Origin of the sequence: Acinetobacter dispersus, from assembly GCF_009884975.1 — a bacterium.
GTDB lineage: Bacteria > Pseudomonadota > Gammaproteobacteria > Pseudomonadales > Moraxellaceae > Acinetobacter > Acinetobacter dispersus.
In genome coordinates this window covers 272,748-296,926 of sequence record NZ_CP041970.1, presented here as the reverse complement: position 1 = coordinate 296,926, position 24,179 = coordinate 272,748, and the positions used below count along the sequence as shown (strand labels likewise).

Sequence of the window (24,179 nt, the reverse complement as noted above, 5' to 3'; positions counted from 1 at the left end):
CCGCTATCGCTAGAATAATCCTTCTTCTATTAAAGATAGATGAAATCGTATAGCGTTCAGATCGGTTTATCGAACTCAATAGCACAATTAAGTGCATATTTTTCAAAAGGTTATAATCATGCTTCTAATGATTGACAATTATGACTCATTTACTTACAACATCGTTCAATACTTTGGCGAGTTGAATCAAGAAGTAAAAGTTGTTCGTAATGATCAAGTAACATTAGAGGATATTGAACGATGGCAGCCAAAATATCTGGTGATTGGCCCGGGTCCTTGCTCACCAAGTGAAGCAGGTATCTCTATTCCAGCCATCAATCACTTTGCTGGCAAAATTCCTTTGCTTGGCGTTTGCTTAGGTCACCAAGCGATTGGACAAGCCTTTGGTGGCAATATCATTCGCGCTAAAACAGTGATGCATGGCCGCCTATCCGATATGCACCATAGTGACAAAGGGATTTTTAGCAACTTGCCGTCGCCTTTTGCCGCTACACGTTACCATTCACTGGTGATTGAACAGGAAACTTTGCCTGAATGCTTAGAAGTCACCTGTTGGACCAATCAAACAGATGGTACGATTGAAGAAATTATGGGTGTCAAACATAAAACACTTCCTGTGGAAGGTGTGCAATTCCACCCTGAGTCTATTTTGAGTGAACACGGCCATCAACTTTTCAAAAACTTCTTGGATATTTATGCTTAATCTCAAGATTTACCAATACTAAGCATCTAAACAGCCTATTTTTATAAGTAGGCTGTTTTTATTTTGAACATATAAAAACAATATACAACTCATACATACTGCACAAATTTTCAGCATTAAAATTAATCTGAAAACTTACATTTAAAAACAAGTCATTCTTTTTCAATAATTAATCCACTTTTCACACGTTATAAAAAGTAAGTTCAATCCTCAATTTCTGTTTTGTCTGATTGCATTTTACTTTTTTAGATTAACTATAGTCATAGGAATGATTAAGTTTCAGGGCGGCTGGATGATAGAATCTAAGTCATTGTTTTTAGCATTCCCCCTGAATGATCTATCAGGATAACCTATTGTGAATACCTTGGTTTTATTGAATATTATTGTTTTCGTCCTGCTCATGGCAGGATTGTTTTTTAGCTACCGTAAAGATTGGAGTCTCTCCAAAAAAGTTCTGATCGGTATGATCGTAGGTATCTTTTTTGGTTTGGCCCTTAAAGCGATCTATGGTGACAACCCTGTTATTGAGCATTCAATTGCATGGATTAACCTTGTCGGTAATGGTTATGTACAACTATTACAAATGGTGATCATGCCTCTGATTTTTATTTCAATTTTAAGTGCAGTGGTGAAGTTACACCAAACCACTTCTCTTGGAAAAATCAGTGTACTCGTGATTGGTATCTTGTTAGTGACCACGGCTATTGCAGCACTTGTCGGTGCTGGCATCACCAATTTATTCGGCTTAACGGCTGAAGGACTGGTACAAGGCACCAAAGAAGCAGCACGTCTAGCAACCATCCAAAGTCAATACATTGGGCAAGTAACAGATTTAGATGTTCCAAAGCTCTTACTTTCACTATTCCCTCAGAACCCATTTGCTGATTTAACCGGTGTTCGTCCAACAGCAATCATCAGTGTGGTGATTTTCTCTGCATTTTTAGGTGTAGCAGCACTGAAACTGATGGATAAAGACACCGTCAATGGTGAACGAATCAGACACGGGATTGAAGCACTGCAAGCCTTGGTGATTAGTCTTGTCCGTTTAGTGATGCAATTTACGCCTTATGGTGTATTGGCATTGATGACTAAAATGGTGGCAACAGCAAATGTAGCCGACATCGTTAAATTAGGTGAGTTCCTCGTTGCATCTTATCTTGGGCTTGCAATCATGTTCCTCGTACATGCACTGATTTTGCTGTTTGTACGCGTCAATCCAATCGACTTTTTCAAGAAAGTTTTTCCTGTTTTAACTTTTGCATTTACCAGTCGATCAAGTGCCGCGAGTATTCCACTCAATATCGAAGCACAAACCAAACAATTGGGTGTGCCTGAAGGGATTGCCAGCTTCTCTGCTTCCTTTGGTGCAACCATTGGTCAAAATGGTTGTGCTGGTTTATACCCTGCAATGCTAGCGGTGATGGTTGCGCCAACAGTCGGTATCAACCCGCTTGATCCGTTATGGATTGCCCAATTGGTTGTGGTGGTAACACTCAGTTCGATTGGTGTTGCTGGCGTTGGTGGCGGTGCAACTTTTGCTGCTTTAATCGTACTCCCAGCAATGGGCTTACCGATTACTTTGGTCGCGTTATTGATTTCAATTGAGCCATTGATTGATATGGGGCGTACTGCTTTAAACGTCAACGGTTCGATGACTGCAGGCACAGCGACCAGTCAATTACTCGGGGTCAGAAATCCTCAACCAGATAATGATGCTTAAGCCAGATTAAAACAAAAAAGCCAACGCATGATCGTTGGCTTTTTTTATGACTAAATAAATTACAACTTCAATTGTTGCACAAGCGAACCATCTTGCTTCGCAACTAAGGACTCACACAGTTGAATCCGTTCCTTGGTTTGATTTAAACCACGCTCAACCCCAACCAGCTCTTTGGTTCTCGGTGCAAAGAAGGCATTCAACTGCGTCACTTCTTGTTGTGTACATGCTGCACCACTAAACAATGCAGGGAAACGTCCAGCAGAAGATTTGCCTAAACGATCAAACACAGCATCGTGATTGGCCTTAAACCATGACCAAAGTCCGCCTTGTTCACCGCTATAGCTATTGATTGAGTTAATCACGGTACGTACTTCACCAACTTTCACACGTGGATCTAAAACTAACTGACGTGCCTGCTGACGTGTTTCCACCTGATTGGCTGAGCCTAAGGCAGTAAGAATCGCCAAACGTTGGGTCGGTTGCGTGATGTGTTGTAACTCCCCCGCTAAACGATCAAAGGTAGGCAGCCCTTTTTCTTGCACTCGTACAGCTAAAATCGTTGGTAAAAGCTCGGGGGTTAATGTTGCAAAATTCAATTGCTTTTGAGCGAATAGGGCGTCGGATTGTTTTAACAATTGCTCACGCACTTCTGGCACCTGAATTTCCAATGCAAGAAATTGGGCTAACTCACTACGCCACAAGCTATCCTCAGCAGACTCACCTGCTTTGCTCGCATACCCTAATTGATTCAATTTGGGTAGATATAAATTCGCGAGCACTTTTCTAAAATGCTCACGTTCTGCCTCAGTCTTCAACACATGGCGCTGTATTGTACTGAGCTGCTGAAACAATGCCGTACTAATCTGTCGGCTATTCGAGTTCGCAAACTTCTTCGCAACATCCACCACCGCCAACAGGTTAATATCACCATGGTTAAATGCCGCTGAAACAGCATAGGCATAGGCCAATTGTTCAGTATTAGAGAGTTTTTCCGTAGCGGCAGTCAGACGAGCAAGTTCGGGTTCAGGCAAACTAAATTGGTAATAGCCTGCTGCATCCGCATTTGGAATATACCAACTGTTAATACGTGCACCTTTGAGTTCAATTTTGGCTTCCGCTTGATCAATCAAGTCACACTGAACTTTACTTGCAGCATTGGGAACTTCGTAACGTACACACAATGGTACCCCCCAAAGACTGTTGGCATCGCCTTTAGAACCAACGGGTAAATAGCGTGTTTGTTTTACATTTAAAAAGACTTTATTACCTTGTTGCTGCAATGAAGTATTCAGCAACGGTACGCCCGGTTGATCAATAAAACTTTTCACCGCTTTGCTAAAACGCTCAGCTTGACCAGACTGTTCTGCGAGGGAACTAATTAAATCATTGGCTGTAGCACTGCCATATTGATGCTTGTTAATGTAATTACGCACCCCTTGCTTGAATTTTTCCTCACCTAAATAGCTTTCAAACATATTTAAAACAGCCGCACCTTTTTGGTAAGTAATGCCATCAAAGGCGGTTTGAATATCCGCATTACTTAAAATTGGCTGACGAATACGGCGTACACTGACCAAACTATCGCTTTTCATCGCGCCTGCAGTATCGACGACGCGTTCTAAGTCAGCATTAAATTCGGGATGTAATTGTTGGGTAATTTTACTTTGCATCCACGTAGCAAAGGATTCATTCAACCATAGATCGTCCCACCACGGCATGGTCACCACATCCCCAAACCATTGATGCGCCAACTCATGTGCATTGACATTAAATGAACTCTGTACAAAAGACACGGGAGAGTCTTTATCCAATAGCATCAAATAATCTCTGAATGTGATCAGTCCAGGATTCTCCATCGCACCCGCCGCAAAGTCAGGAGCAGCAAGTAAATCCAGTTTGTCGAATGGATAACCAAAGGCAAAATAATCTTCTAATGTTTTTAAAATCGCTGGGGTTTCAGACAAGGCATGCTGCATTTTTTCAGCCTTACCATCGGGTGCCAGACCTCGTAATTTGATTGCCTGTTTACGCCACTCAGTCGCACCAATATCAGGACCTTGTTGTACTTGCCAAGGACCAACTGCCAGTGCCAATAGATAGGTTGGTAGCGGTTTGGTCGGTGCAAAGCTTAAAGTTTTCCACCCCGATTTTTCGGTCTTTTCAGCGACTTGATTGGTATTGGCAAAACCTGAATATTTACTTGGTATAGTTAATCGAATATTAAAGGGTGTTTTAAAACGGGGCTCATCAAATGATGGAAAAGATTGACGTGCACTGATGGCTTCCATTTGAGTCATGACATAAGGTTTACCCTCAAACTCAATTTTATAAATACCATCCAGTTGTTGGTCATAATCTGCATTGAAATCTAATACTAAGCGGTATTGTCCTGCAGGTAATATCTTGGCAAATTTAATCAGACTGACACCATCTACTTCTGAAGCTTGCTCATATTTGACCGTGGTTTTCTGCCCAGTTGCGGATAGGATGTTGGCGTCTTTTACCGATAAAGATTTACCATGAATCCAAACATGATCGGTTGCTTGGGTCAGTTTTAAATGGATTGTGGTTTTACCCGTATAACTTTTTTGTGCAGGATCAATTTTAAAATCTAAATCATAAGATTCAGGTATGGCCCATTCAGGTAATTTGCCGATTGGAATTTGTTCATTGCTATTTGATGCAAAAATCTGTGTTGCAGATAATGAAAGTAATGTTGTCAGTAGCAATTGTTTTTTAAATGAAGGTTTGACCAACATAGGAGATCTGTCCTCTGTAGTTTTTAAAATAAAAAGACGCAGCAAATGGTGTACCACTTCGCTGCATCCACACATCATTGTTAGAATTTATAATTAAACTCCAACCAACCCTGACGGCCGATTGGTGAATATGATCCTACTGGATAATATGGCCATCCGCCTGTGTCATCGTGTTTCACTTTGTCAAATAGGTTATTCACAATGATTGATGCAGAGGCCTTGGGTGAAATTTTATAAGTTCCACTCCAATTGACCAAATAAGTCGGGCTTAAATAAGCCGTTTGATTACCGTTTGGAATCTTGCCGTAGCGATTGACTAATACGGTTGATGCCCAATCACCGAGACTCCAACTGAGACTGGTATTAAAGCGGTCTCGCCAATCTGGAATGGTTAAGTCTTTTAAATAGTTATCTTTCTCGCCATCTTTTGATTGTTGATATTCACGTTCAAGCACACGGCTATAATTCACCGTCCACAGGAAGTTACCTAAATTTTCTGTTTTCCAACGCCATTTGCTGGTGAAATCAATCCCGCGAGTATGATCTGAGGCAGCATTGATCGGTACAATATTGATATTGTTGATCACATTTGGATCAACCACTGCATTTGTAGGATTGCGCTCTACTCTTGCCAACGCATCAACACATTGTGCCGAATTGATATCTTGTGCGCCCAAACGACAATCAGCTTCTAAACGTAAAATCTTATCTTGACTTAAATTCGTCACCAGATTATCAATTTTGATATCCCAATAATCGACGGAAATATCAAACTTATTACTCGGAGACCATACAAACCCCGCACCATAAGATTTGCCTTCTTCTGGCTTTAAATCTTTGTTGCCCGTTAGTGTGTAGTTCGCGCCAGGCGAATAATCTTTAAAGCTACATTTATCTAATGCTTGTCCCGTTTGGCTACAACGTAAATAATCGGTGGTACTTGGGAAATACCCTCTTTGTTTATTCAAAAACAGATAGTTCATATCTGGTGCACGGAAACTGGTTGCGTAGTTGCCTCGCACCAATAAGGTTGGATGTGGTCTAAATTCTAAGCCTGAACCAAATGTGAATTTATCAATACTACTATCTGACAAAGCATAGCGGTCATAACGTCCAGATAAGGTGAGATTGAGTGGCTTGGCTAAGGGTAAGAATAATTCCGTACCCAACGCCTGACGGGTACGTGCGCCACCATATTCACCACTGGAAGTGGCATTATAGAAGTCCCCATTTTCCACCGCCTTATCGGGTTTGATTTTAAAACCTTGGCGTCCAATTTCTGCCACAGCAGCAAGCTTGGCCGTTCCTGCAGGCAATTCAAATACATCACCGTTGGCACTTAGCGTTAAACCTTGCGCCCATGACTTGTCGTTTTCCTCAGTTGTACCTGAAATGCTTCTAAACTCGCTAGCGGTCAGTGGCCGACTGATATGATCCAAATTTGGGGAGTAAATTGGAATACCATCTTGGTCTACACCCAGTTGCTGACCTAAGAAATATTCATCAACATTCGAACGAACCAGCCCTTGTTTACGTAATTGGCTGGTATAAATCGAGCCATTATAGGCTGCTTCATAGCTCCAACTACTGTCCCCAATATCGCCACGGATACCAAAGTTCAAATTGGAAGACAGTTCTTTCCATTTTTTATTGGCTTGCTCAACACCGCCAAGTTCTTCTGGTGCAAAACGTCGTGTCCAGATTTCATAATTTCCTGTGTCTTGATTGAGGAAATAACCACTACTCGCGCCTAAAGAAGTCCATGTTGGGCCACGGGTATTGTTTTCAATTTGATTGGCACCAATCAAAACATCTGCGAAGAGTTGGGTTTTCTCATTCAGCTCATAATCTAAACCGAGATAACCATTTTGGCTGCGATTCTTGGTTTGAACCGTCCAATAAGTCGGTCGAGCCAAACCACTGGCACAGTTATCTGCTCCCGCTTTTCCAATATTTGTTACTGAGCCTTTAAATAGATCATCAAATGCATTACAGCCATTAATTGAAAGATACTGGCCTGTCTTGGCATTTTTACGTCCAACGATCGTGTCTGGCTTTTCCCCTCGACGTGTTCGGCTCGACATAAAATCTCGGTCAGCCGCCCAAATCGGTTCGCGCCCACTCAGTTCAACCCCATAAACCAGATTGAGCTTGTCCAGTGTTTTACTGCCACTCAATTGTAGACGTAAATTTTCACCACCTTCTTTAGTGCCACCTGCCTTGATATTGAATTGTGTCCCATCAGTTTTCTTTTTTAGGATGATATTGACCACACCTGCAATCGCATCTGAACCATAGATCGCGGAAGCTCCACCGTTCAAGATTTCAATACGGTCAATAATCGCAGTCGGAATATTGGCTAAATTGACAAAATTCACAGCGCCATCATAAGGCACTGGATAATCTGCAACTCGGTGTCCATTAATTAAGGTTAAGGTATGGTTCGGCCCCAAACCACGTAAACTAATGGCATTGGCAGCAGGCGTAAAAGTATTGCCATAATCCGCTCCTTGTACAAATCCTGTGTTTTGCGTCAGGTTATTCAAGGCATCAAAGGCATTACTATAACCGTGTTTCTCAATATCGGCTGCGGTAATGACCGTTACACTGGTTGGGCCATCTTTCTGGGCTTTGGAGATACGTGAACCTGTCACCGCAACTTGCACCACTTTATCCGATGTTGTCTTTGTTTGTGGCTGTTTTACATTTGTCTCAGCATGGGTCTCTAGTGGATGAAGACATGCAATAAAGACAAAAATAAAACAACCTTTGTTTTTAACAGCCCCAAGATATTTCAAGTAATTTAGATACATATTTATGAATGAGTAAAATGAAGACTGCCCTAATATATCTACTTTTATTTAGTTGATTTATACACATTTTTTATAGAGATATGTGTGAATAAGATATACCAAATGGTTGATTATTTATCATAAAAACTAAAATAACTCCCCCATAAAATAAAACCTTTTTCATTCAATCACTCCCAGTAACAAATTTACCAATGCGCCTAAACGGGTTAAATTTTAAAAACTCTCTAGCCACAACCCAAATCTTGAGTTATTTTCTGCTAACATAGCCCTTTAGCGAGTGGGACACACACCACATAAAGCTGAGCTATCCTTCATCATCAACCACTGTCATCCAAATTTTTTAATCATTAAATGCTGTAACTCATGACTATGAATATCCAACAGGCACTCAATAACATTACCAAGAACATCCATCTGACCCAGCCACAAATGGAAGATGTCATGCGCAGCATCATGCAAGGTGAAGCCACTGATGCTCAAATCGGTGCGCTAATGATGGGCTTGCGCATGAAGGGTGAAAGTATTGATGAAATTACAGCTGCTGCACGTATCATGCGTGAATTCGCGATTAAAATTGATGTCAGTGATATTCCTCATCTGGTTGATATCGTGGGTACAGGTGGTGATGGTCAAAACTTATTTAATGTTTCAACCGCTTCAAGTTTTGTCATCGCAGCTGCTGGAGCAACCATTGCTAAACATGGTAACCGCGGCGTATCAAGCAAATCAGGTTCTTCTGACGTGCTTGAACAGATTGGCATTCAACTTGATTTAGACATGCAGCAAACGGAACGTTGTATCCGTGAAATGGGCGTTGGTTTCCTATTTGCGCCAAATCATCATAAAGCCATGAAATATGCGGTGGCTCCACGTCGTGAATTGGGCATTCGCAGTATTTTTAACTTACTTGGTCCACTCACCAACCCTGCTGGCGTAAATCGTTTTGTAATTGGCGTATTCTCAGATGAACTTTGCCGTCCCATTGCTGAAGTATTAAAACAGCTTGGTGCCGAGCATGTACTGGTGGTGCATTCTAAAGATGGCCTAGATGAAATTAGTCTAGCTGCGCCAACCGCTGTGGCTGAGCTTAAAGATGGCGAAGTTACTGAATGGACGTTGAACCCCGAAGACGTTGGTATCGCCTCTCAAACTCTGACTGGTTTAGTCGTCAATAGTTCTGAAGAGAGCCTAAAGCTGATCAAAGATGCTTTAAGCCGTGATAAATCAGATATTGGCGAAAAAGCAGCAAATATGATTGCACTGAATGCAGGTGCAGGCATTTACGTCGCAGGAATTACCAAAACCTATAAACAAGCCGTGGAGCTGGCCCAAGATATTCTTTACGGCGGACAAGCCTTAGAAAAAATGAGTATCTTGGCTGAATTTACCAAGACATTGAAACAATATCAGGCAGACTAAGGACTTCTCATGATCGATATTCAAAATACCATTTTAGGTAAAATTGTTGACCGCAAACATGAGGAGCTTGCAGCACGTTTAAAACAACGTAGCTTGCATGATGTTGAGCAGTGGGCAAATGAAGCAACGCCTGTGCGTGGTTTTGCCAATGCTTTACAGCACAAACGTCCTGCTGTAATTGCAGAAATTAAAAAAGCATCACCTTCTAAAGGTGTGATCCGTGCAGACTTTAATCCTACGGAAATTGCACAACAATATGAACAAGCGGGCGCTGCTTGCTTATCGGTATTGACTGATGTGGATTTCTTCCAAGGTGCAGACGAAAATATTGCGATTGCACGTCAGCATTGTGCCCTACCTGCTTTGCGTAAAGATTTCTTGATTGATCCTTATAATGTGGTGGAAGCACGTGCGCTACATGCCGATTGTATTTTATTGATCGTGGCATGTTTATCCGATCAACAACTGGAAGAAATGTCGAAAACGGCATTTGAACAACAGTTGGATGTTTTGGTTGAAGTACATGATGAATATGAATTGGAACGTGCGCTAAAACTTTCTGAACAATGCATTTTGGGTGTGAACAACCGTAACCTTAAAACCTTTGATGTAGATTTAAATACTTCATTGCGTTTAAAGAAATTATTACCTGTTTCTCGTGTTTTAGTCACAGAAAGTGGTATTGCCACACCTGCTGATGTAGACATGATGCAAGCCAATGACATTCATACTTTCTTGGTCGGCGAAAGCTTTATGAAGCAACCTCGTCCTGATCAAGCATTTAATGCGTTGTTTGGACAGCCTGAGCAGGTTTGACTTTAAATAACATGAAAGCCCAATTCTTGATAATTGGGCTTTTTCTTTATAAGACATGTAAAGTTTAATAAGATTTTCAAATTAATTAGACGTTTCAAATTCAAAGCTCAGGAGTTCATTTGATTCATATCGGTAAGGACGATTTTTCATTTTCTATCCTCAATAGTTGTCATAAAGATTTGCTCAATCTTACCGTCAACATCAATGGCGTTTCATTTGGAACTCTAGACTCCCCTACATATATGCCTAGCTTCATTGGAGCGTTCAAATATCTACTAACGAGTCCTTCATATTTTAATAATAATCTAACAATCGAAAACTTTCTTGAAAACTTGTACCCCAATAATCAATTTATAAACTATTATTATTTAACACTAGAAGAGACATTTGATGATTTTACAAAACTTGCGGTAAGGAACAAGAAATCTATTTTTTTCATATTTCTTTTAAATACAAATCCTTTTTTCACTTATCAAAATCTGAAAGAAAATACTGTATATGCTGAATATGTAGCAATTACTTCTGTAGAATCTGCTTTACAAGAATTAATAAAATATATAGATTGTCTTCCATAAAAATGTTTCTTTTATTCATTAGATAAGACTTGATCAACCCCATTCATACTCTATAAATGCAATTCAGTTCAAATCAACACAGATTCGGACTATAATTTTACATCTCTCGTATCTTGCCTATTTTTCTAAACTTATGAGTAAACACGATTCATCGCTTTCTAAAGACCAGTTTAACTTACTGAAAGCCTTTAAAAAGCAAATCTCTAATCCGCAAGCGACTGCCATTGCAAAGCAAGCAGAGTCAAAAAAGACTCAAGCTGTTGCTGAAGAGTTGGAAGATACTGAGCTTTTTAAAAAAGCCCTGCTTGGGGTAAAACCAATCGACAATCAAAATATTGCCGATACTCGAGTTGCACGTAGCAAAAAAGTCGACGCCCAAACCTTGGCAAAACGTGCTGCAGCAGAAGGTGGTGCAGAGCAAGAGCTCACAGAAATTTCAGATACTCAAGCGATCTTAAACCCTGTTGCTAGCCAAGCTGCTTTAAGCTATCGCATTGCAACTTTACAGCACAAAGTATTTGAAGACTTAAAAGCAGGGAAAATTCGTTGGTTCGAGGCAGTCGATCTACATGGCTGTACCGTTGAGCAAGCACGTGCCGCTGTTTTACAAGTGCTCCAAATGGCAAAAGATGAAAATCAAAATGTCGTTAAAATTGTGCATGGTAAAGGCCCAGAAGCGATTTTAAAAACCTATGTCAATGGTTGGCTCAGACAGCATCGTGATGTGCTTGCTTTCGTCAGCGCACCCGAAAATCAAGGTGGCACAGGAGCGGTTTTAGTCCTGCTCAAACGTGCCGAAAAGAACCCTAAGTACAAACAGTAATCGGCATTTTTATCAAAACTAAGATTTCCAATCGTTTTCTGATACAATTGCCGTTTTTGTTCAACCCACCTAAGTGAACATTGTTATGTCTATGCAGCAATCGTACGCAAATATCTTAACTGCCGTTGGTGAAGACCTAAATCGCCCGGGCTTAAAAGATACGCCAATGCGTGCGGCTAAAGCTTTCTCTTTTTTAACTTCTGGCTATAGTAAAACGCTTGAAGAAGTTACAAATAGTGCGCTCTTCCCTTCCGATAACCATGAAATGGTATTGGTCAAAAATATTGAATTTTATTCACTTTGTGAACATCACCTACTGCCATTCTATGGTCGTGTGCACATTGCATATTTACCTGAAGGTCAAGTTTTAGGTTTATCAAAATTTGCGCGTATTACAGAAATGTTTGCACGTCGTTTACAAGTTCAAGAGAACTTGACGCAGCAAATTGCTGAAGCGGTTGCAGAAGTGACTCAAGCGCGTGGTGTTGCAGTTGTGATTGACTCTGCGCATATGTGTATGATGATGCGTGGTGTAGGTAAACAAGAGTCAACCACACGTACTGTTTCTTTTGTTGGTGATTTTAAAACCGACAAAGATGTACGTCGTGAATTCTTAAGTGCTGTTCCTGAAAATTATTAAGCTGAGCAGCCTAGAATGTCATCAGTTCAGTTAGCAGGTTTCGGCGATTTAATCGCAAATGACGCAACTATTGATTATCCTCGTGCCGATCGTTTGGTTCGAGGTAATCCTGAACGTTTAACCTGTAGTTTATATGAACATCCACATATGAACTGTGGAATTTGGCAATGTGAAATTGGTGCTTGGAATATTCAGTTTGCTGCCAACAAACAAGAGTTCTTTCAAGTCATTGAAGGTGCTGTACGTATCCACGATGCCAGAAGCAACACTTTTATTGAAGTCACTGCTGGAAATGCAGGGATTATCCCACCCGCATTTGTCGGTACATTTGAAGTCATTGAAGCCGTTAAAAAATACTATGTGATTGTGGAGGTTTGATCTGACTAGCCCGCTCCGATCAAACTTTCATAATATTTAACCGCTAAAAAAAGCGCACATAGCCCACACCAATTTTATTCCAGTCTTTATGATTCTGTTGTTCAAAATCCCAATTTAATCGTAAAGCATTGTTGGTATTCAGACTATATTGAAGCTGTGTACCGACTCTTAAGTTCCATTGACTTAGATCTTGCCAATACGGTAATTCGATCTGTACTACGCTGTTGATATGATCAGACCATACATTCATACAACCTACAGTTGGCCCAGCTCCAACTCGCCAACCTTTATCTAAATTTTTTCCGCCTTGAATATGACTTTGTAGTTGGGCATAACACAAATGCCGACGATCATAATCTGCCACGCTATAACCGACTTGCATATTCAGGTTCATCACGCCATGTTGCGCATCTTCACTAAACTGCCCCTTCTCAATCGCTTCTTGTTTCCAACCTAAATTAAAACCCCAAGTGATTGGTGCTTTAAATGGCTGAATCGGGTTATAGGAGTTCACTGATAATAGATCTAAATGTTCAAGCTTGAGCTTGTCCTCACGGTATTGCAAACTACCATCTAAAAATAGGAGTTGCGTCCCTGTCCGATAGCCACCTTGTGGATCAATCAAATCGTGATAGGCCTGACGATGCCCAATCTCGGTAAACGTCTGTCCTTGTACTTCACCCACATTTATCGACAAGTTACGGGCATGATGCCCTTCTACAGGCTGCTTTTTCGGGCGTATCGGTTCTTGACGTTGTTTATCAACCTCGATTTGACTACGCTGCGCAAGTAGTTGACGTAATTGAGGTTGGGCAAAATCTGCATCTACCTTATGGCTAATATATTGTAGATATAAATCGTCATAAGCCATTTCTAAAATCTTGGCCTGATCTTGTGGTTGATATGCTTTTAAAATGGGTTGAACCTGATCTGTCTCGGTAAAGGCAACCTGATGTGCAACTTTAGCTAAGGGCGTGCCATGCTGCTTGGCTTGAGCAAGTAATTGGGTTTCCAGTGCAGGACGGTAGACCACTTCTTTAACCAGATTTTGTTGGTCAACAGCCTTCAAGGTTTCAATTGGAATGGCAGCATAGTTAAACTGCTGTTTTAAATTTAAATTTGGACGAACTAAATCGATTAAGCCAAGTAAACGGTAAGCACAGTTATCACTGACAAAATAATAAGGGAAACTCACATGCTGCATCTCCCAAATATGCTCAACCAGAAACCGAGTTTCCTCTGGGGTTAAATTCAGCTCATACTCCCACAGGTCACGGCTTTCAAAATCACCATATTCTTTTACCTTGCGGTAATACGGCATTAGAGAATATTCACCAGGATACTGCCCTGTTAAGCCTTTCCATGCATAAGACCAGTTATCATCACCTTTCACTGTGGCAGCATAGTTCACTGCATAGGACACTAGATTGAGTTGCTTCTGATCTTTAGGGTCTAAGCGTAGCAAGGTATGTCCAAACATCGAACTTGGATTACCCATAAAATCCGTTGCATAAATCAAAGTCGCTTTATACGGCTTGATTTGATTTATCCAGTCCTCAAATTCAATGCAATTTACCTTTGGCAGCTGTTGATCATTGATGTTGAGCTGTTGCATCAACCAGCGGCTACGCGCAGGAAACTTACAACGGATGGATTGTTTATCTGGAGCTTCTACAAATAAGGCTTTAATATCGGCTTGTAATTCATTATTTAAATTTGTTTTACCATCTTTTGCGTAAAAATAACCCGCATAAGTGACTTCGCTATTTTGTTTTTGGTCGGCATACATCAAGCGCTGCCATGTGATGTGCTGATCTAATTGTTTTTGTTTGGCAATGTCCAAATAAGTTTGAAAATCTGATTCAACCGTGGCATGGGCAAAGTGACACATCAAAGATGCAAGTACAAAAGTAGCTAATTTCATTCAATCGCAATTTTTAAGAATAATGATAGTCGGTATAAGAAAACCCTGTCATCAAGACAGGGTTTTAACATATAGCAAATTAAACGTATGCTTTAAGCACTGCGTCTTTTGCCATCACACTTTGTAAAGCATCTAGCACTTGAAGCGAGTTTGCATTTTTACTTGAATAAATTTCAGCAAAGTTTGCTTTAGACACAGCAAAGAAACGTGCTTTATCATTGGCTTTAATTTGCATTAATTCAGCGAGTACATTTAGGCTTTCACCTTGACCAACCGCCATATCGCGCGCTAAAGATTCTGCATTTTCATTGGTAAATGTAACAACCTGAGCTGTCACAGTTCCACCTTGACGGCATCCTAAAGTACCAAATGTAATACCTAATAATTGGTTGGTAAAAATACCATTGGTTGTCGCAGCAAGAATTTTAGGTGCAACACCTTTTTTACCTGCCCAAATTTGTGTACCAGCACCACAACCGACATCATTATCGGCCATTGCAACTGTTGAACCAGCGGCCAATAGAGCAGCTAATGCAATTTTTTTTAACATAGGAACGATCTCCAGTATCAATTATTCTTCAGTATTTGTTATCACTATTGTGTTGTGTAATTTTTCCTACACAAAAGTTAAAATAGCGAGCTTAGCGCACTTTAGCAAATAAATTTTGAAATATATCTGAAATATTCATAACAAAAAGAAATCAGATAGCGTCTGTTAAACGATCTTAGTGGTCTAATTTAACCGCCAAGCGCCATTTTTATCTCGTGTTCCCAATATTTTTAAGACCAACACTAAGCTCAGCAATAATAATAGATACCAAGAACCTAATTTACCCCACCCCACCATATGCCAAGCATCGACTTGGCTTGGGTACAACCAAATTTTATAGAAGGTACTGATGTTCTCTGCAATCCAGATCAAGAAGGCAAGCAACAATAAAATTGGTAACATTGGTACTTTAAAACGATGCTGCTGCAACTGAAAATAAAGCCGAGTTTTCCAGAAAATTACAATGCTCCAAATAAATAGCGCAATACGAATATCAGGAATAAAAAACTTGGTCATAAAGTTGAGATAAGACAACACTGCCAAACACAACATATTGCCAAAATTCGGCAGATGCTCGAATGAAACATTATAGAGCCGCAAAGATCGAGCAAAAAAACTACCCACTGCTGAATACATAAACCCCGCAAACAATGGCACAGTAAGTAACTTCAATACCGCTGGTTGTGGGTACTGCCATGAGGCAATCGCTGGATGGGTCAAAAATATTTCCATTCCCATCGCCATGATATGGAATAAAGCAATGACTTTTGCTTCGGCCCATGACTCGAGCTTTAAATAGATCAAACAGGCTTGAATGATCAAGGCGTAAAACAACAAATAGTCGTAACGAAAGAAGCCCCAATATTCATGACTTCCCATCGGTGCGGTGACTGCAAATGCAATCAAAAGCAACAACCCAAATAAGGCAGCCGAAGCTGCCTTAAAGATAAAGTTGAGCGGTAATACAATCAACTGCACAAAACTGATCCTAGCGTGTTTATCTTGAAATGCTTAAAAATATCAACCTAAATATTTAGCACTGTATTCATGAACAGTATCTACAAAAATCTTAGGTTGTGCTGGATCGACCCATTGGGTAATACCATGACCTAAGTTTGCGATATATCCTGTTTTTTCACCATTGGCATAAGCATCATCAATCATTGCTTTCACTGATTTTTCAATTGAAGCGGCTGAACCGTAAAGCACAGCTGGATCTAAATTACCTTGTAATGCAGCTCGTCCTGCAACCACATCACGTGCAGTATAAAGCGGTGTGGTCCAATCTAGACCAAACGCATCAGCCCCTGTGGTGAGCATGGTTTCCAACCACTGACCGCCACCTTTGGTGAACACAATAATCGGAATACGTTGACCATCTTTTTCACGCTGAAGACCTGCAATAATTTTGGTCATGTAGTTCAATGAAAATTCAACATATTCTCTATGTGCTAATGCGCCACCCCAACTATCAAAAATCTGGATCGCTTGCGCACCTGCATCAATTTGCGCATTCAGATAATCAATCACTGAATCAGCCAAATGATCTAACAAAGCATGTAACACTTCTGGCTGTGCATACATCATATTTTTAATGAAGCGAAACTCTTTACTTGATCCGCCTTCAACCATATAAGTTGCTAAAGTCCACGGACTGCCAGAGAAACCAATCAAAGGAACTTGGCCATTTAAAGCAGAACGAATGGTCGACACTGCATTCATGACATAAGCCAGATCAGATTTGGCATTGAGTTTTTGCAAGTTCGCTACATCTTGTTCAGTACGAACTGTTTTATGAAACTTTGGCCCTTCACCTGTTTCAAAATACAGGCCTAAACCCAAAGCATCAGGAACCGTTAAAATATCTGAAAATAAAATCGCTGCATCAAGCTCATAACGGCGTAATGGCTGTAAAGTCACTTCACAAGCAAAGTCAGTATTTTTACATAGAGACAAGAAATCCCCTGCCTGCGCACGAGTTTCACGATATTCTGGTAAATAACGCCCTGCTTGACGCATCATCCATACAGGCGTGGTGTCCACAGGCTCACGTAATAAAGCTCGTAAAAAACGATCATTTTTCAACGTTGTCATGACCAATCTCTAAATTTTCTCGCGTAGGGCGCATAATAGCAAAGTTGACTCAGAATTTATAATTGCAATTGCACACAGTAAGCCAGTCTTCAAAATAAATTTGCGCTTTGACACAAAACTGCTACTGCAAGCTGCGTTATTTTCTGTAATACTTGCAACATGTTAGGGGCTGTTGACATTTCAGCCATGCATTGCGTTATAGGCTAAAACAACTCAAACAAGGCATGAAACGTAGGTAATGGCGTCCCCTTATCAAGTTTCATAACGAAGTTTGAAGCAGTTTTAGCCATAACCCTTCGGGACAGGGGCATTTTCTGCCGCTACTGCGTTACGCCTTACTTATTTAGAATTACTAAATATAGTAAGTCATGTCTTGTACCGACAAAAAACGTCCTCTGTCGCAAGCATGCATGAAACGCCAACAGCCCCTCTATCCCAATATGAATAATTCTTAAGGTTGAATTACATGTTTGTTCGCTCATTACTCGCTATGAGTTTAAGTTGTATTCTTGCTAATGTTGCTTATGCTGCTCCGACAACTGAGCAACCATTAAACCCCAAAAAAATATCTGCGGCAGTACAAGATCCAATTGATCCTTTAGCTGTTGACCGTGCTACCTCAAACGTTGCTGCACAGCCAGCTTCGAGTGTTGCTGCAACAGCAGCATCTGAACCACAAGTCAATACGGGTGCTGCATCTGTTGTCTCGCAACAATTAGAAAACACACCTGATGCAAAAACAACAACGACGGCTCCAGCTGTTCCTGCTTCTTGGACAATGGATGCAATCAACGCTGCTGAATGGCCAGAAGGCTTACCAAAAGGGCAAAACCCTGCATACGCGCGTGCGCATGTGATGTTAAACAACTCACATGCATCACCTGGTGCGATTGATGGTTCAAATGGTAAAAACACGCTAAAAGCGATTGCATCATTCCAGCAAATGAATGGTTTAACACCAACAGGTCAGTTAACCAAAGAAACATGGGATGCGTTAGTTGCTAAGCAAACTAAGCCAGCCTACGTTGAATATACGATTACCGATGCAGACCTAAAAGGTCCATATGCTGATGCAATTCCTTCAGACTATGCACTACAAGCAAAAATGAAAGGTTTGTACTACACTCGCGTAACAGAAATGTTGGGTGAGAAATTCCATATGGATGAGCGCTTCCTTAAGCAACTCAATCCAAATGCAAATTTCAAAAAAGCGGGTGAAAAAATCATTGTGGCCAACGTTCGCAATGACTTACCAGAAGATATTCATTTAATTGTTGCACACAAAGGCGCAAGACAGCTTTATTTGTTTAATAGTCGTAACCAAATGATTGCATCATTTCCTGCAACAATTGGTAGCACTGACACACCTTCTCCGACGGGTACATATAAAGTAGTTGGTGTGGCTAAAAACCCATACTACAGCTACTCACCGTCGAACTTTGTCCAAGGTAAAAACCTCAAACCACTTACACTACCACCTGGTCCAAATGCGCCAGTGGGTAACATTTGGATTGGTTTAAGCAAAAAGTCTTTCGGTATCCACGGTACGCCAAACCCATCTTTAATTTCTAAAACGGCATCACACGGTTGTATCCGTTTGACCAACTGGGATGCAAATGACCTAGGTGCTAAAGTACGTTCAGGTGTAACCGTAAAATTCCTTGAATAATCTAGATTATTCAAGCCAGAAAAAACCGAATATCTTAGAAGACATTCGGTTTTTTTTAATTCTAGATATTTTCTTCTATATTCGGTAAAGGCTGATAGTAAATCTGATTGCGTCCGAGCTGCTTTGCCCGATACAAAGCCTTATCTGCAGTATGAATTAAAAGATCTTGGCTAATTTTCGGATTACCATTAAAAACGGTAATTCCCAAGCTAATAGTCACATGATTAGACACCAATGATTTATCGTGTGGAATCATTAAACGCTCAATTGCTCGGTAAATATTGGTTGCAACTGCATATGCCCCTTGAGCTGAAGTTTCTGGTAATAGCACCACAAACTCCTCTCCACCATAACGTGCAATAAAATCCATATGTCGAATCGAACTTTTGATGGTTTTCGCAATGGCTGTGATCACTTGATCACCCATTTGATGTCCATAAAAATCATTATAGTTTTTAAAATAATCAATATCGATAAACAGGACCGAGAGCGATTTTCGTTCTTTACAAGCAACCTCATAATAATAGGTGCACATCTCTTCAAAGGTACGTCGATTCGACACATTGGTCAGTTCATCATGCTGGCTTAAATGCAGTAACTCTGAAGCTTGAATACGTAAAATTTGTTCATCAATTTCGGAAATTTTAGACTTTATAAAGATTTTTCGTTCTTTCGAGGTCAACATGACACTGATCGAAAAACCAAGCAATAAACTCCCGATTAAAGTACGCCCAATCATCAAAAAGTCACTGGGGTTATTGCTTACATATAACAGTAAAAGAATCGCGATGGCAGCCAAAGAACCGATCCACAGCATATGCAATGGACGAATTCCACTGAGGATAAAACCAAGCATATAAAGGAAAGCAATTAAGACCATTGCCTGATTCTGCAGAACCAGATTGGAAACACTCATCATCAAAGTAGAGGTTAAAACGATGGTAAAAAAAACAATGATGCAGGCAGCAGGATAAAATAAATAATTGAGTTTTTTAAAGCGTGAAAAAGCCCAAAATAAGAACAATGCAATTCCCACCACAATTAAGCTGAGAATACTGTAGATAAAATCGGGGACAAAATGTTCAGTTGCACGAATCACAACAAAATTTGAAGGCAAAATCAGCAGAACAAAAATGGTGTAGGTAATTACACCTTGACCAAAGAACTGAATCGCATTGAGACGTGTTCGATCAACATTAAACTTCCAAAATTCATTTTCTAATTTTTGAGGTAACGTTTGATGTGCACTTTTAGATTTAGAATGTTGGGCAACAAGCTGCTCTAGGTCTTCTTTCGACCTTCGCAATTGATCAAGATCATAGCCGTTGTCCATCCCATCTACTCTTTTTATACTGCACTATTTTTGTGCCGCATAAAAAATAACATAATTTCTCATTTTGTCATGTGCTTTGCTTAACCACTTATCCGTAATTGTAGTTACCATTTTCACACTTTATGCATTATTATTTGTATTATTTTTAAGTTTGAAGTAGACCTTGAATACTCTTACACTTTTACAACCCGATGATTGGCACGCACACCTGCGTGACGGTTTAGCTTTAAAACGTACTGTCCCTGATTTAGCCAAACAATTTGCCCGCGCAATTTGTATGCCCAATCTTGTTCCACCCGTCAAAACTGTAGAAGAAGCTTTAGCCTATCGCGAGCGTATTCTTGCTCATGTTCCTGAAGGGGTGAATTTTGACCCACGCATGGTGCTGTATTTTACTGACCATACTTCTCCAGATGAAATTCGTAAAATTAAAGCATCTGAGTTCGTCAATGCAATCAAACTTTATCCAGCTGGTGCAACAACCAACTCCGATAATGGTGTGAGCGATATTCGTAAGGTATACGCAGTTATCGAGCAACTTGAAGAACATCAAGTACCACTTTTAATGCATGGGGAAGTCACCCACAATCACGTGGATATTTTTGACCGTGAAAAACGTTTCTTAGATGAAGTACTTTCGCCATTACTCAAACAGTTTCCACAGTTAAAAGTCGTGTTAGAACACATTACAACAAGTGATGCCGCGAATTTTGTACTCGAACAAGATCGTAATGTTGCTGCAACCATCACCCCACAACATTTATTATTTAACCGTAACGACATGTTGGTTGGTGGCGTAAAACCACACTTCTACTGCTTACCAATTTTAAAGCGTCAAACGCATCAAACAACATTGTTGGAAGTCGCAACCAGTGGTAATCCGAAATTTTTCTTAGGTACTGACAGTGCACCTCACTCAAAAGATGCCAAAGAAAATGCTTGTGGATGTGCGGGTTGTTATAGCGCGCCAAATGCCATTGAGCTATATGCACAGGCCTTTGATCAAGTTGGAAAGCTAGAACGCTTAGAAGGCTTTGCAAGCTTATTCGGTGCTGACTTCTATGGTTTACCGCGCAATACCTCAACCATTACCTTGGTCAAAGAAGATATCACTATCGCAGAATCTTTAGACTATCTTGATGGCCAAAAAATTATTCCACTTCATGCAGGTAAAACCTTGCATTGGAGAAAAGTGTGACCCAAGAAGAAAATAAAGCCCCTGTAATCGGACAGCGTTTTCGTGGATTCTTGCCTGTTGTTGTCGATGTGGAAACAGCAGGTTTTAATTCGCAAACCGACGCCCTACTCGAAATTGCGTGTATTCCGATCATCTATGATGAACACGGGCAATTTATACCAGGCCCTTCATTCCAAGCACATATCAACCCTTTTGAAGGCGCGAATCTTGACCGCCGTTCATTAGATTTTATTGGTATTGATCCTTTCAATCCAATGCGTGTTGCGATGGCTGAAGATGAGCGCACTGCCTTGCGTCGTATTTTCAAATCATTGACTGAAGTACGTAAAGCTCAGCATTGTACTCATGCTGTATTGGTTGGTCACAATGCACACTTTGACTTAGGTTTCTTACAAGCAGCAATTGCACGTACTGGAACAAAAAATCAAAATCCATTTCACAGTTTTTCGGTATTTGATACCGTGACACTGAGCGCAGTCATGTTTGGCCAAACGGTGTTGGCACGTGCCTGTATTCAGGCTGGAATCGAGTTTGATGGTAAAGAAGCACACTCTGCTTTATACGATACTCAGAAGACGGCTGAACTGTTTTGCTATATTTTGAACAAACTGTCTCCTCACCTTCTTGACAGTTTGGTGACAGAACCCTAATATACACCCACCTCAAGAAGTCCCTATCGTCTAGAGGCCTAGGACATCGCCCTTTCACGGCGGTAACCGGGGTTCGAATCCCCGTAGGGACGCCAAATTTGAAAAAGCCACTGCATTTTAAGACAGTGGCTTTTTTATTTAGTTAAAATATTTCCAATAGCAATTAAAGTACTTTTTGTTCATTTGATTCGGTTTCAAAAATAAATGCCTCTGAGACTAAAGTTGTTTTCTCTTGTGTTTCAGATTCAATAGTTGTTGTTTCGATAGAAGTTATTCCAAAATCTTTTTTAACTTGATCAATATCAGGTGTTCTTTGATAACGAATGATTCGATGTCCCGCCTCAATGATTAAACTATCTCTATCGGCATCTTTATCTTCTTTCCCTTTATGAGATGAGTCATCAAGCTCAACAATAGCCACAATATTGAACTGTTTATCTAATACAACAAAATCCGCGATCTTACGATTGAACAAATTCCTAGTGGCATAGCCCTGAGCTGTCATAAATGCACTAAACGCAACCTGTGCCAAAACAATATGCTCTGGTAATGCTTCCCTTAATCTTAAAAAAGTGGGTTGCTCATTCATTGTTAGAATCCGTTTACCCTTAATCGGATTACGTGTGCCACCTTTGTTTGCTTTTTTAGTATTACCTAAAACTAAAGTAACAATTACAAACACAACAATTAAAATAATTATCCAAGTCATAAATATTCCCCTTAATACGAAAAATATTCTAAATGAAATAGTCAAATTATTAAAAGAATTGTTTAACCAGTATTTTTATTCACTAAAATAAAAAGGACTCCGAAGAGTCCTAAAATATATTATGCAGATTTACGTGAATTTACCCGACCTTTTACAACTGCCTTGATATTCCCCTTCGCATAATTTAAGAATACCAACAATGGTGATAATTTTGGATTCGGCTTTTTACCTTGTCCAATGGCTTTAAACTGCGCTGCATACCAAATGATTTCCATAATTGCCATTTTATCGACAAATGGAATTCCTGTTTTAATTTGATTCACTGCATAACGGACATCATGCCCTGCAATTAAACGATCTGTTAAATCAACTTCAACCGCCAATGGCCGTGCAATACCAATAAAATCACATGCACCACTTTGCAATGCAGCATTCATTCCTTCAACAGTACGGAAACCACCTGTTACCATCAATTTACAGGCAACATGTTGGCGAATTTTTTCTGCAAATTCCAAGAAATAAGCTTCACGTGCAATGGTACTGGCTTTACGTTTTTCTGCCTTAGCACCTGCCATTGCAGGGGCTTCATAGGTTCCCCCAGAAATTTCAATAATATCGATTCCCGCAGCATCAATCGCTTTGAACACGGTAATGACATCTTCTTCTGTGATCCCACCACGTTGGAAATCTGCTGAGTTCAGTTTGACCGAAATGATAAAGTTTTCAGAAGTTGCATCGCGTACCGCCTGATAAGCATCAATCAAGAAACGCATACGATTCTCAATCGAACCACCCCATTGATCCGTACGCTTATTGGTCAAAGGTGATAGAAACTGGCTAATCAAATAACCGTGTGCGCCATGCAGCTGTACACCTTCAAAGCCTGCCTTCTCACATACTGCTGCTGCTGTCGCAAAACGTTGGATAATATCTAAAATTTCTTCATGTTTAAGCTCGCGTGGGGTACCGAACATTGCTGCAAGCATTGGGCTAAAAGGCACAGCTGAAGGTGCAACCGTTTCCTTATTTAGACCTTTTGGACATTGGCGACCAGGATGTGACAACTGAATCAATTGCACCATGCCATGTTTCTTACCCACAGCAGCCCATTGCTTTAATTTTTCCAGATCACGCTCGGTTTCAATTGCAACCACACCCGGTTCATTTTTAGCACCTACATTCACCATTACATTTCCTGTAATGGCACAGCCCAAACCACCTTTTGCCCACGCTTCATATAAACCAATCAATAGATCATTGGGTTGTCCTGCATCATTCGCGAGCGCTTCGCTCATTGCCCCTTTGATAATACGGTTTTTAAATGTGGTGTTGCGAATCTGGATACTGTCTGCAATCTGACTCATGGTCATCCTCTGCTACAATTAGAGTATTTACTCTAATTTAAT

The 24,179-nt window shown here is 40.4% G+C and carries 19 protein-coding genes, 1 tRNA gene and 1 pseudogene; 12 read left to right on the top strand and 9 right to left on the bottom strand.

Features of this window, described 5'->3' with window-relative positions; translation table 11 throughout:
* The first annotated feature begins 118 nt into the window (after positions 1–118).
* Entirely contained in the window at positions 119–703 is a 585-nt protein-coding gene (locus FPL17_RS01165; protein ID WP_159882655.1) for an anthranilate synthase component II, read from the top strand.
* 355 nt (positions 704–1,058) lie between these two features.
* Positions 1,059–2,423, top strand: a complete 1,365-nt coding sequence (locus tag FPL17_RS01160) for an L-cystine transporter (RefSeq protein WP_151716236.1) — start codon at positions 1,059–1,061, stop codon at positions 2,421–2,423.
* Positions 2,424–2,482: 59 nt separating this feature from the next.
* Here the strand turns inward: FPL17_RS01160 and FPL17_RS01155 are convergent.
* Positions 2,483–5,255: pseudogene (locus FPL17_RS01155) on the bottom strand (M1 family metallopeptidase).
* A 7-nt stretch (positions 5,256–5,262) separates the two neighbouring features.
* Complete coding sequence (locus tag FPL17_RS01150; protein ID WP_159882634.1) at positions 5,263–7,995, bottom strand: TonB-dependent receptor plug domain-containing protein; 2,733 nt, start codon at positions 7,993–7,995, stop codon at positions 5,263–5,265.
* A gap of 369 nt (positions 7,996–8,364) precedes the next feature.
* Between FPL17_RS01150 and trpD the strand changes: the two genes are divergently transcribed.
* From trpD to FPL17_RS01120, 6 genes are all read left to right on the top strand, one after another.
* Entirely contained in the window at positions 8,365–9,414 is a 1,050-nt protein-coding gene (trpD, locus tag FPL17_RS01145) for an anthranilate phosphoribosyltransferase (RefSeq protein ID WP_032865201.1), read from the top strand.
* 9 nt (positions 9,415–9,423) lie between these two features.
* Positions 9,424–10,230 carry an indole-3-glycerol phosphate synthase TrpC gene (gene trpC, locus FPL17_RS01140; RefSeq protein WP_159882632.1) on the top strand — a complete coding sequence of 269 codons (807 nt, stop codon included), beginning with the start codon at positions 9,424–9,426 and terminating at the stop codon, positions 10,228–10,230.
* Positions 10,231–10,349: 119 nt separating this feature from the next.
* The gene (locus tag FPL17_RS01135) at positions 10,350–10,805 is read left to right on the top strand and encodes a hypothetical protein (protein WP_159882630.1); all 456 of its coding nucleotides are present in this window, start codon (positions 10,350–10,352) and stop codon (positions 10,803–10,805) included.
* A 133-nt stretch (positions 10,806–10,938) separates the two neighbouring features.
* Positions 10,939–11,628, top strand: a complete 690-nt coding sequence (locus FPL17_RS01130) for a Smr/MutS family protein (RefSeq protein ID WP_004808548.1) — start codon at positions 10,939–10,941, stop codon at positions 11,626–11,628.
* Between the two features lie 91 nt (positions 11,629–11,719).
* A complete protein-coding gene (gene folE / locus FPL17_RS01125) occupies positions 11,720–12,268 on the top strand; it encodes a GTP cyclohydrolase I FolE (RefSeq protein WP_005202404.1) in 549 nt (182 codons plus the stop codon).
* A 15-nt stretch (positions 12,269–12,283) separates the two neighbouring features.
* Positions 12,284–12,646, top strand: coding sequence for a cupin domain-containing protein (locus tag FPL17_RS01120; protein WP_159882628.1), 363 nt, complete (start codon positions 12,284–12,286; stop codon positions 12,644–12,646).
* A 43-nt stretch (positions 12,647–12,689) separates the two neighbouring features.
* On the opposite strand, the gene FPL17_RS01115 is transcribed toward FPL17_RS01120, so the two are convergent.
* The 4 genes from FPL17_RS01115 to hemE all read right to left on the bottom strand — a co-directional run bounded on the left by FPL17_RS01115 (position 12,690) and on the right by hemE (position 17,214).
* Positions 12,690–14,570 carry an Lnb N-terminal periplasmic domain-containing protein gene (locus tag FPL17_RS01115; protein WP_159882626.1) on the bottom strand — a complete coding sequence of 627 codons (1,881 nt, stop codon included), beginning with the start codon at positions 14,568–14,570 and terminating at the stop codon, positions 12,690–12,692.
* A gap of 79 nt (positions 14,571–14,649) precedes the next feature.
* Positions 14,650–15,120 (bottom strand): DUF3015 family protein, encoded by a 471-nt coding sequence (locus FPL17_RS01110; protein ID WP_016163047.1) that lies wholly within the window; start codon positions 15,118–15,120, stop codon positions 14,650–14,652.
* Positions 15,121–15,303: 183 nt separating this feature from the next.
* Positions 15,304–16,098: a DUF817 family protein gene (locus FPL17_RS01105; protein WP_159882624.1), complete on the bottom strand. Its 795-nt coding sequence runs from the start codon at positions 16,096–16,098 to the stop codon at positions 15,304–15,306.
* A 42-nt stretch (positions 16,099–16,140) separates the two neighbouring features.
* Entirely contained in the window at positions 16,141–17,214 is a 1,074-nt protein-coding gene (hemE, locus tag FPL17_RS01100; protein ID WP_159882622.1) for a uroporphyrinogen decarboxylase, read from the bottom strand.
* Positions 17,215–17,680: 466 nt separating this feature from the next.
* Here hemE and FPL17_RS01095 point away from each other — a divergent pair, with 466 nt between their 5' ends.
* Entirely contained in the window at positions 17,681–18,883 is a 1,203-nt protein-coding gene (locus tag FPL17_RS01095; protein WP_005183877.1) for a L,D-transpeptidase family protein, read from the top strand.
* 61 nt (positions 18,884–18,944) lie between these two features.
* Here the strand turns inward: FPL17_RS01095 and FPL17_RS01090 are convergent, their stop codons facing one another.
* Positions 18,945–20,216: a GGDEF domain-containing protein gene (locus FPL17_RS01090; protein ID WP_159882620.1), complete on the bottom strand. Its 1,272-nt coding sequence runs from the start codon at positions 20,214–20,216 to the stop codon at positions 18,945–18,947.
* Positions 20,217–20,379: 163 nt separating this feature from the next.
* Here FPL17_RS01090 and pyrC point away from each other — a divergent pair, with 163 nt between their 5' ends.
* From pyrC to FPL17_RS01075, 3 genes are all read left to right on the top strand, one after another.
* Positions 20,380–21,414: a dihydroorotase gene (gene pyrC, locus FPL17_RS01085; RefSeq protein WP_159882618.1), complete on the top strand. Its 1,035-nt coding sequence runs from the start codon at positions 20,380–20,382 to the stop codon at positions 21,412–21,414.
* Positions 21,399–22,064 carry a ribonuclease T gene (rnt, locus tag FPL17_RS01080; protein WP_026057574.1) on the top strand — a complete coding sequence of 222 codons (666 nt, stop codon included), beginning with the start codon at positions 21,399–21,401 and terminating at the stop codon, positions 22,062–22,064. The genes pyrC and rnt overlap by 16 nt, the downstream gene beginning before the upstream one ends.
* Before the next feature lie 19 nt (positions 22,065–22,083).
* Positions 22,084–22,159 (top strand) — tRNA-Glu (locus tag FPL17_RS01075).
* A gap of 68 nt (positions 22,160–22,227) precedes the next feature.
* Here FPL17_RS01075 and FPL17_RS01070 read toward each other — a convergent pair.
* Positions 22,228–22,773 carry a DUF2726 domain-containing protein gene (locus tag FPL17_RS01070; RefSeq protein WP_159882616.1) on the bottom strand — a complete coding sequence of 182 codons (546 nt, stop codon included), beginning with the start codon at positions 22,771–22,773 and terminating at the stop codon, positions 22,228–22,230.
* 119 nt (positions 22,774–22,892) lie between these two features.
* Entirely contained in the window at positions 22,893–24,137 is a 1,245-nt protein-coding gene (locus FPL17_RS01065; RefSeq protein WP_004808562.1) for an NADH:flavin oxidoreductase/NADH oxidase family protein, read from the bottom strand.
* Positions 24,138–24,179 lie beyond the last annotated feature (42 nt).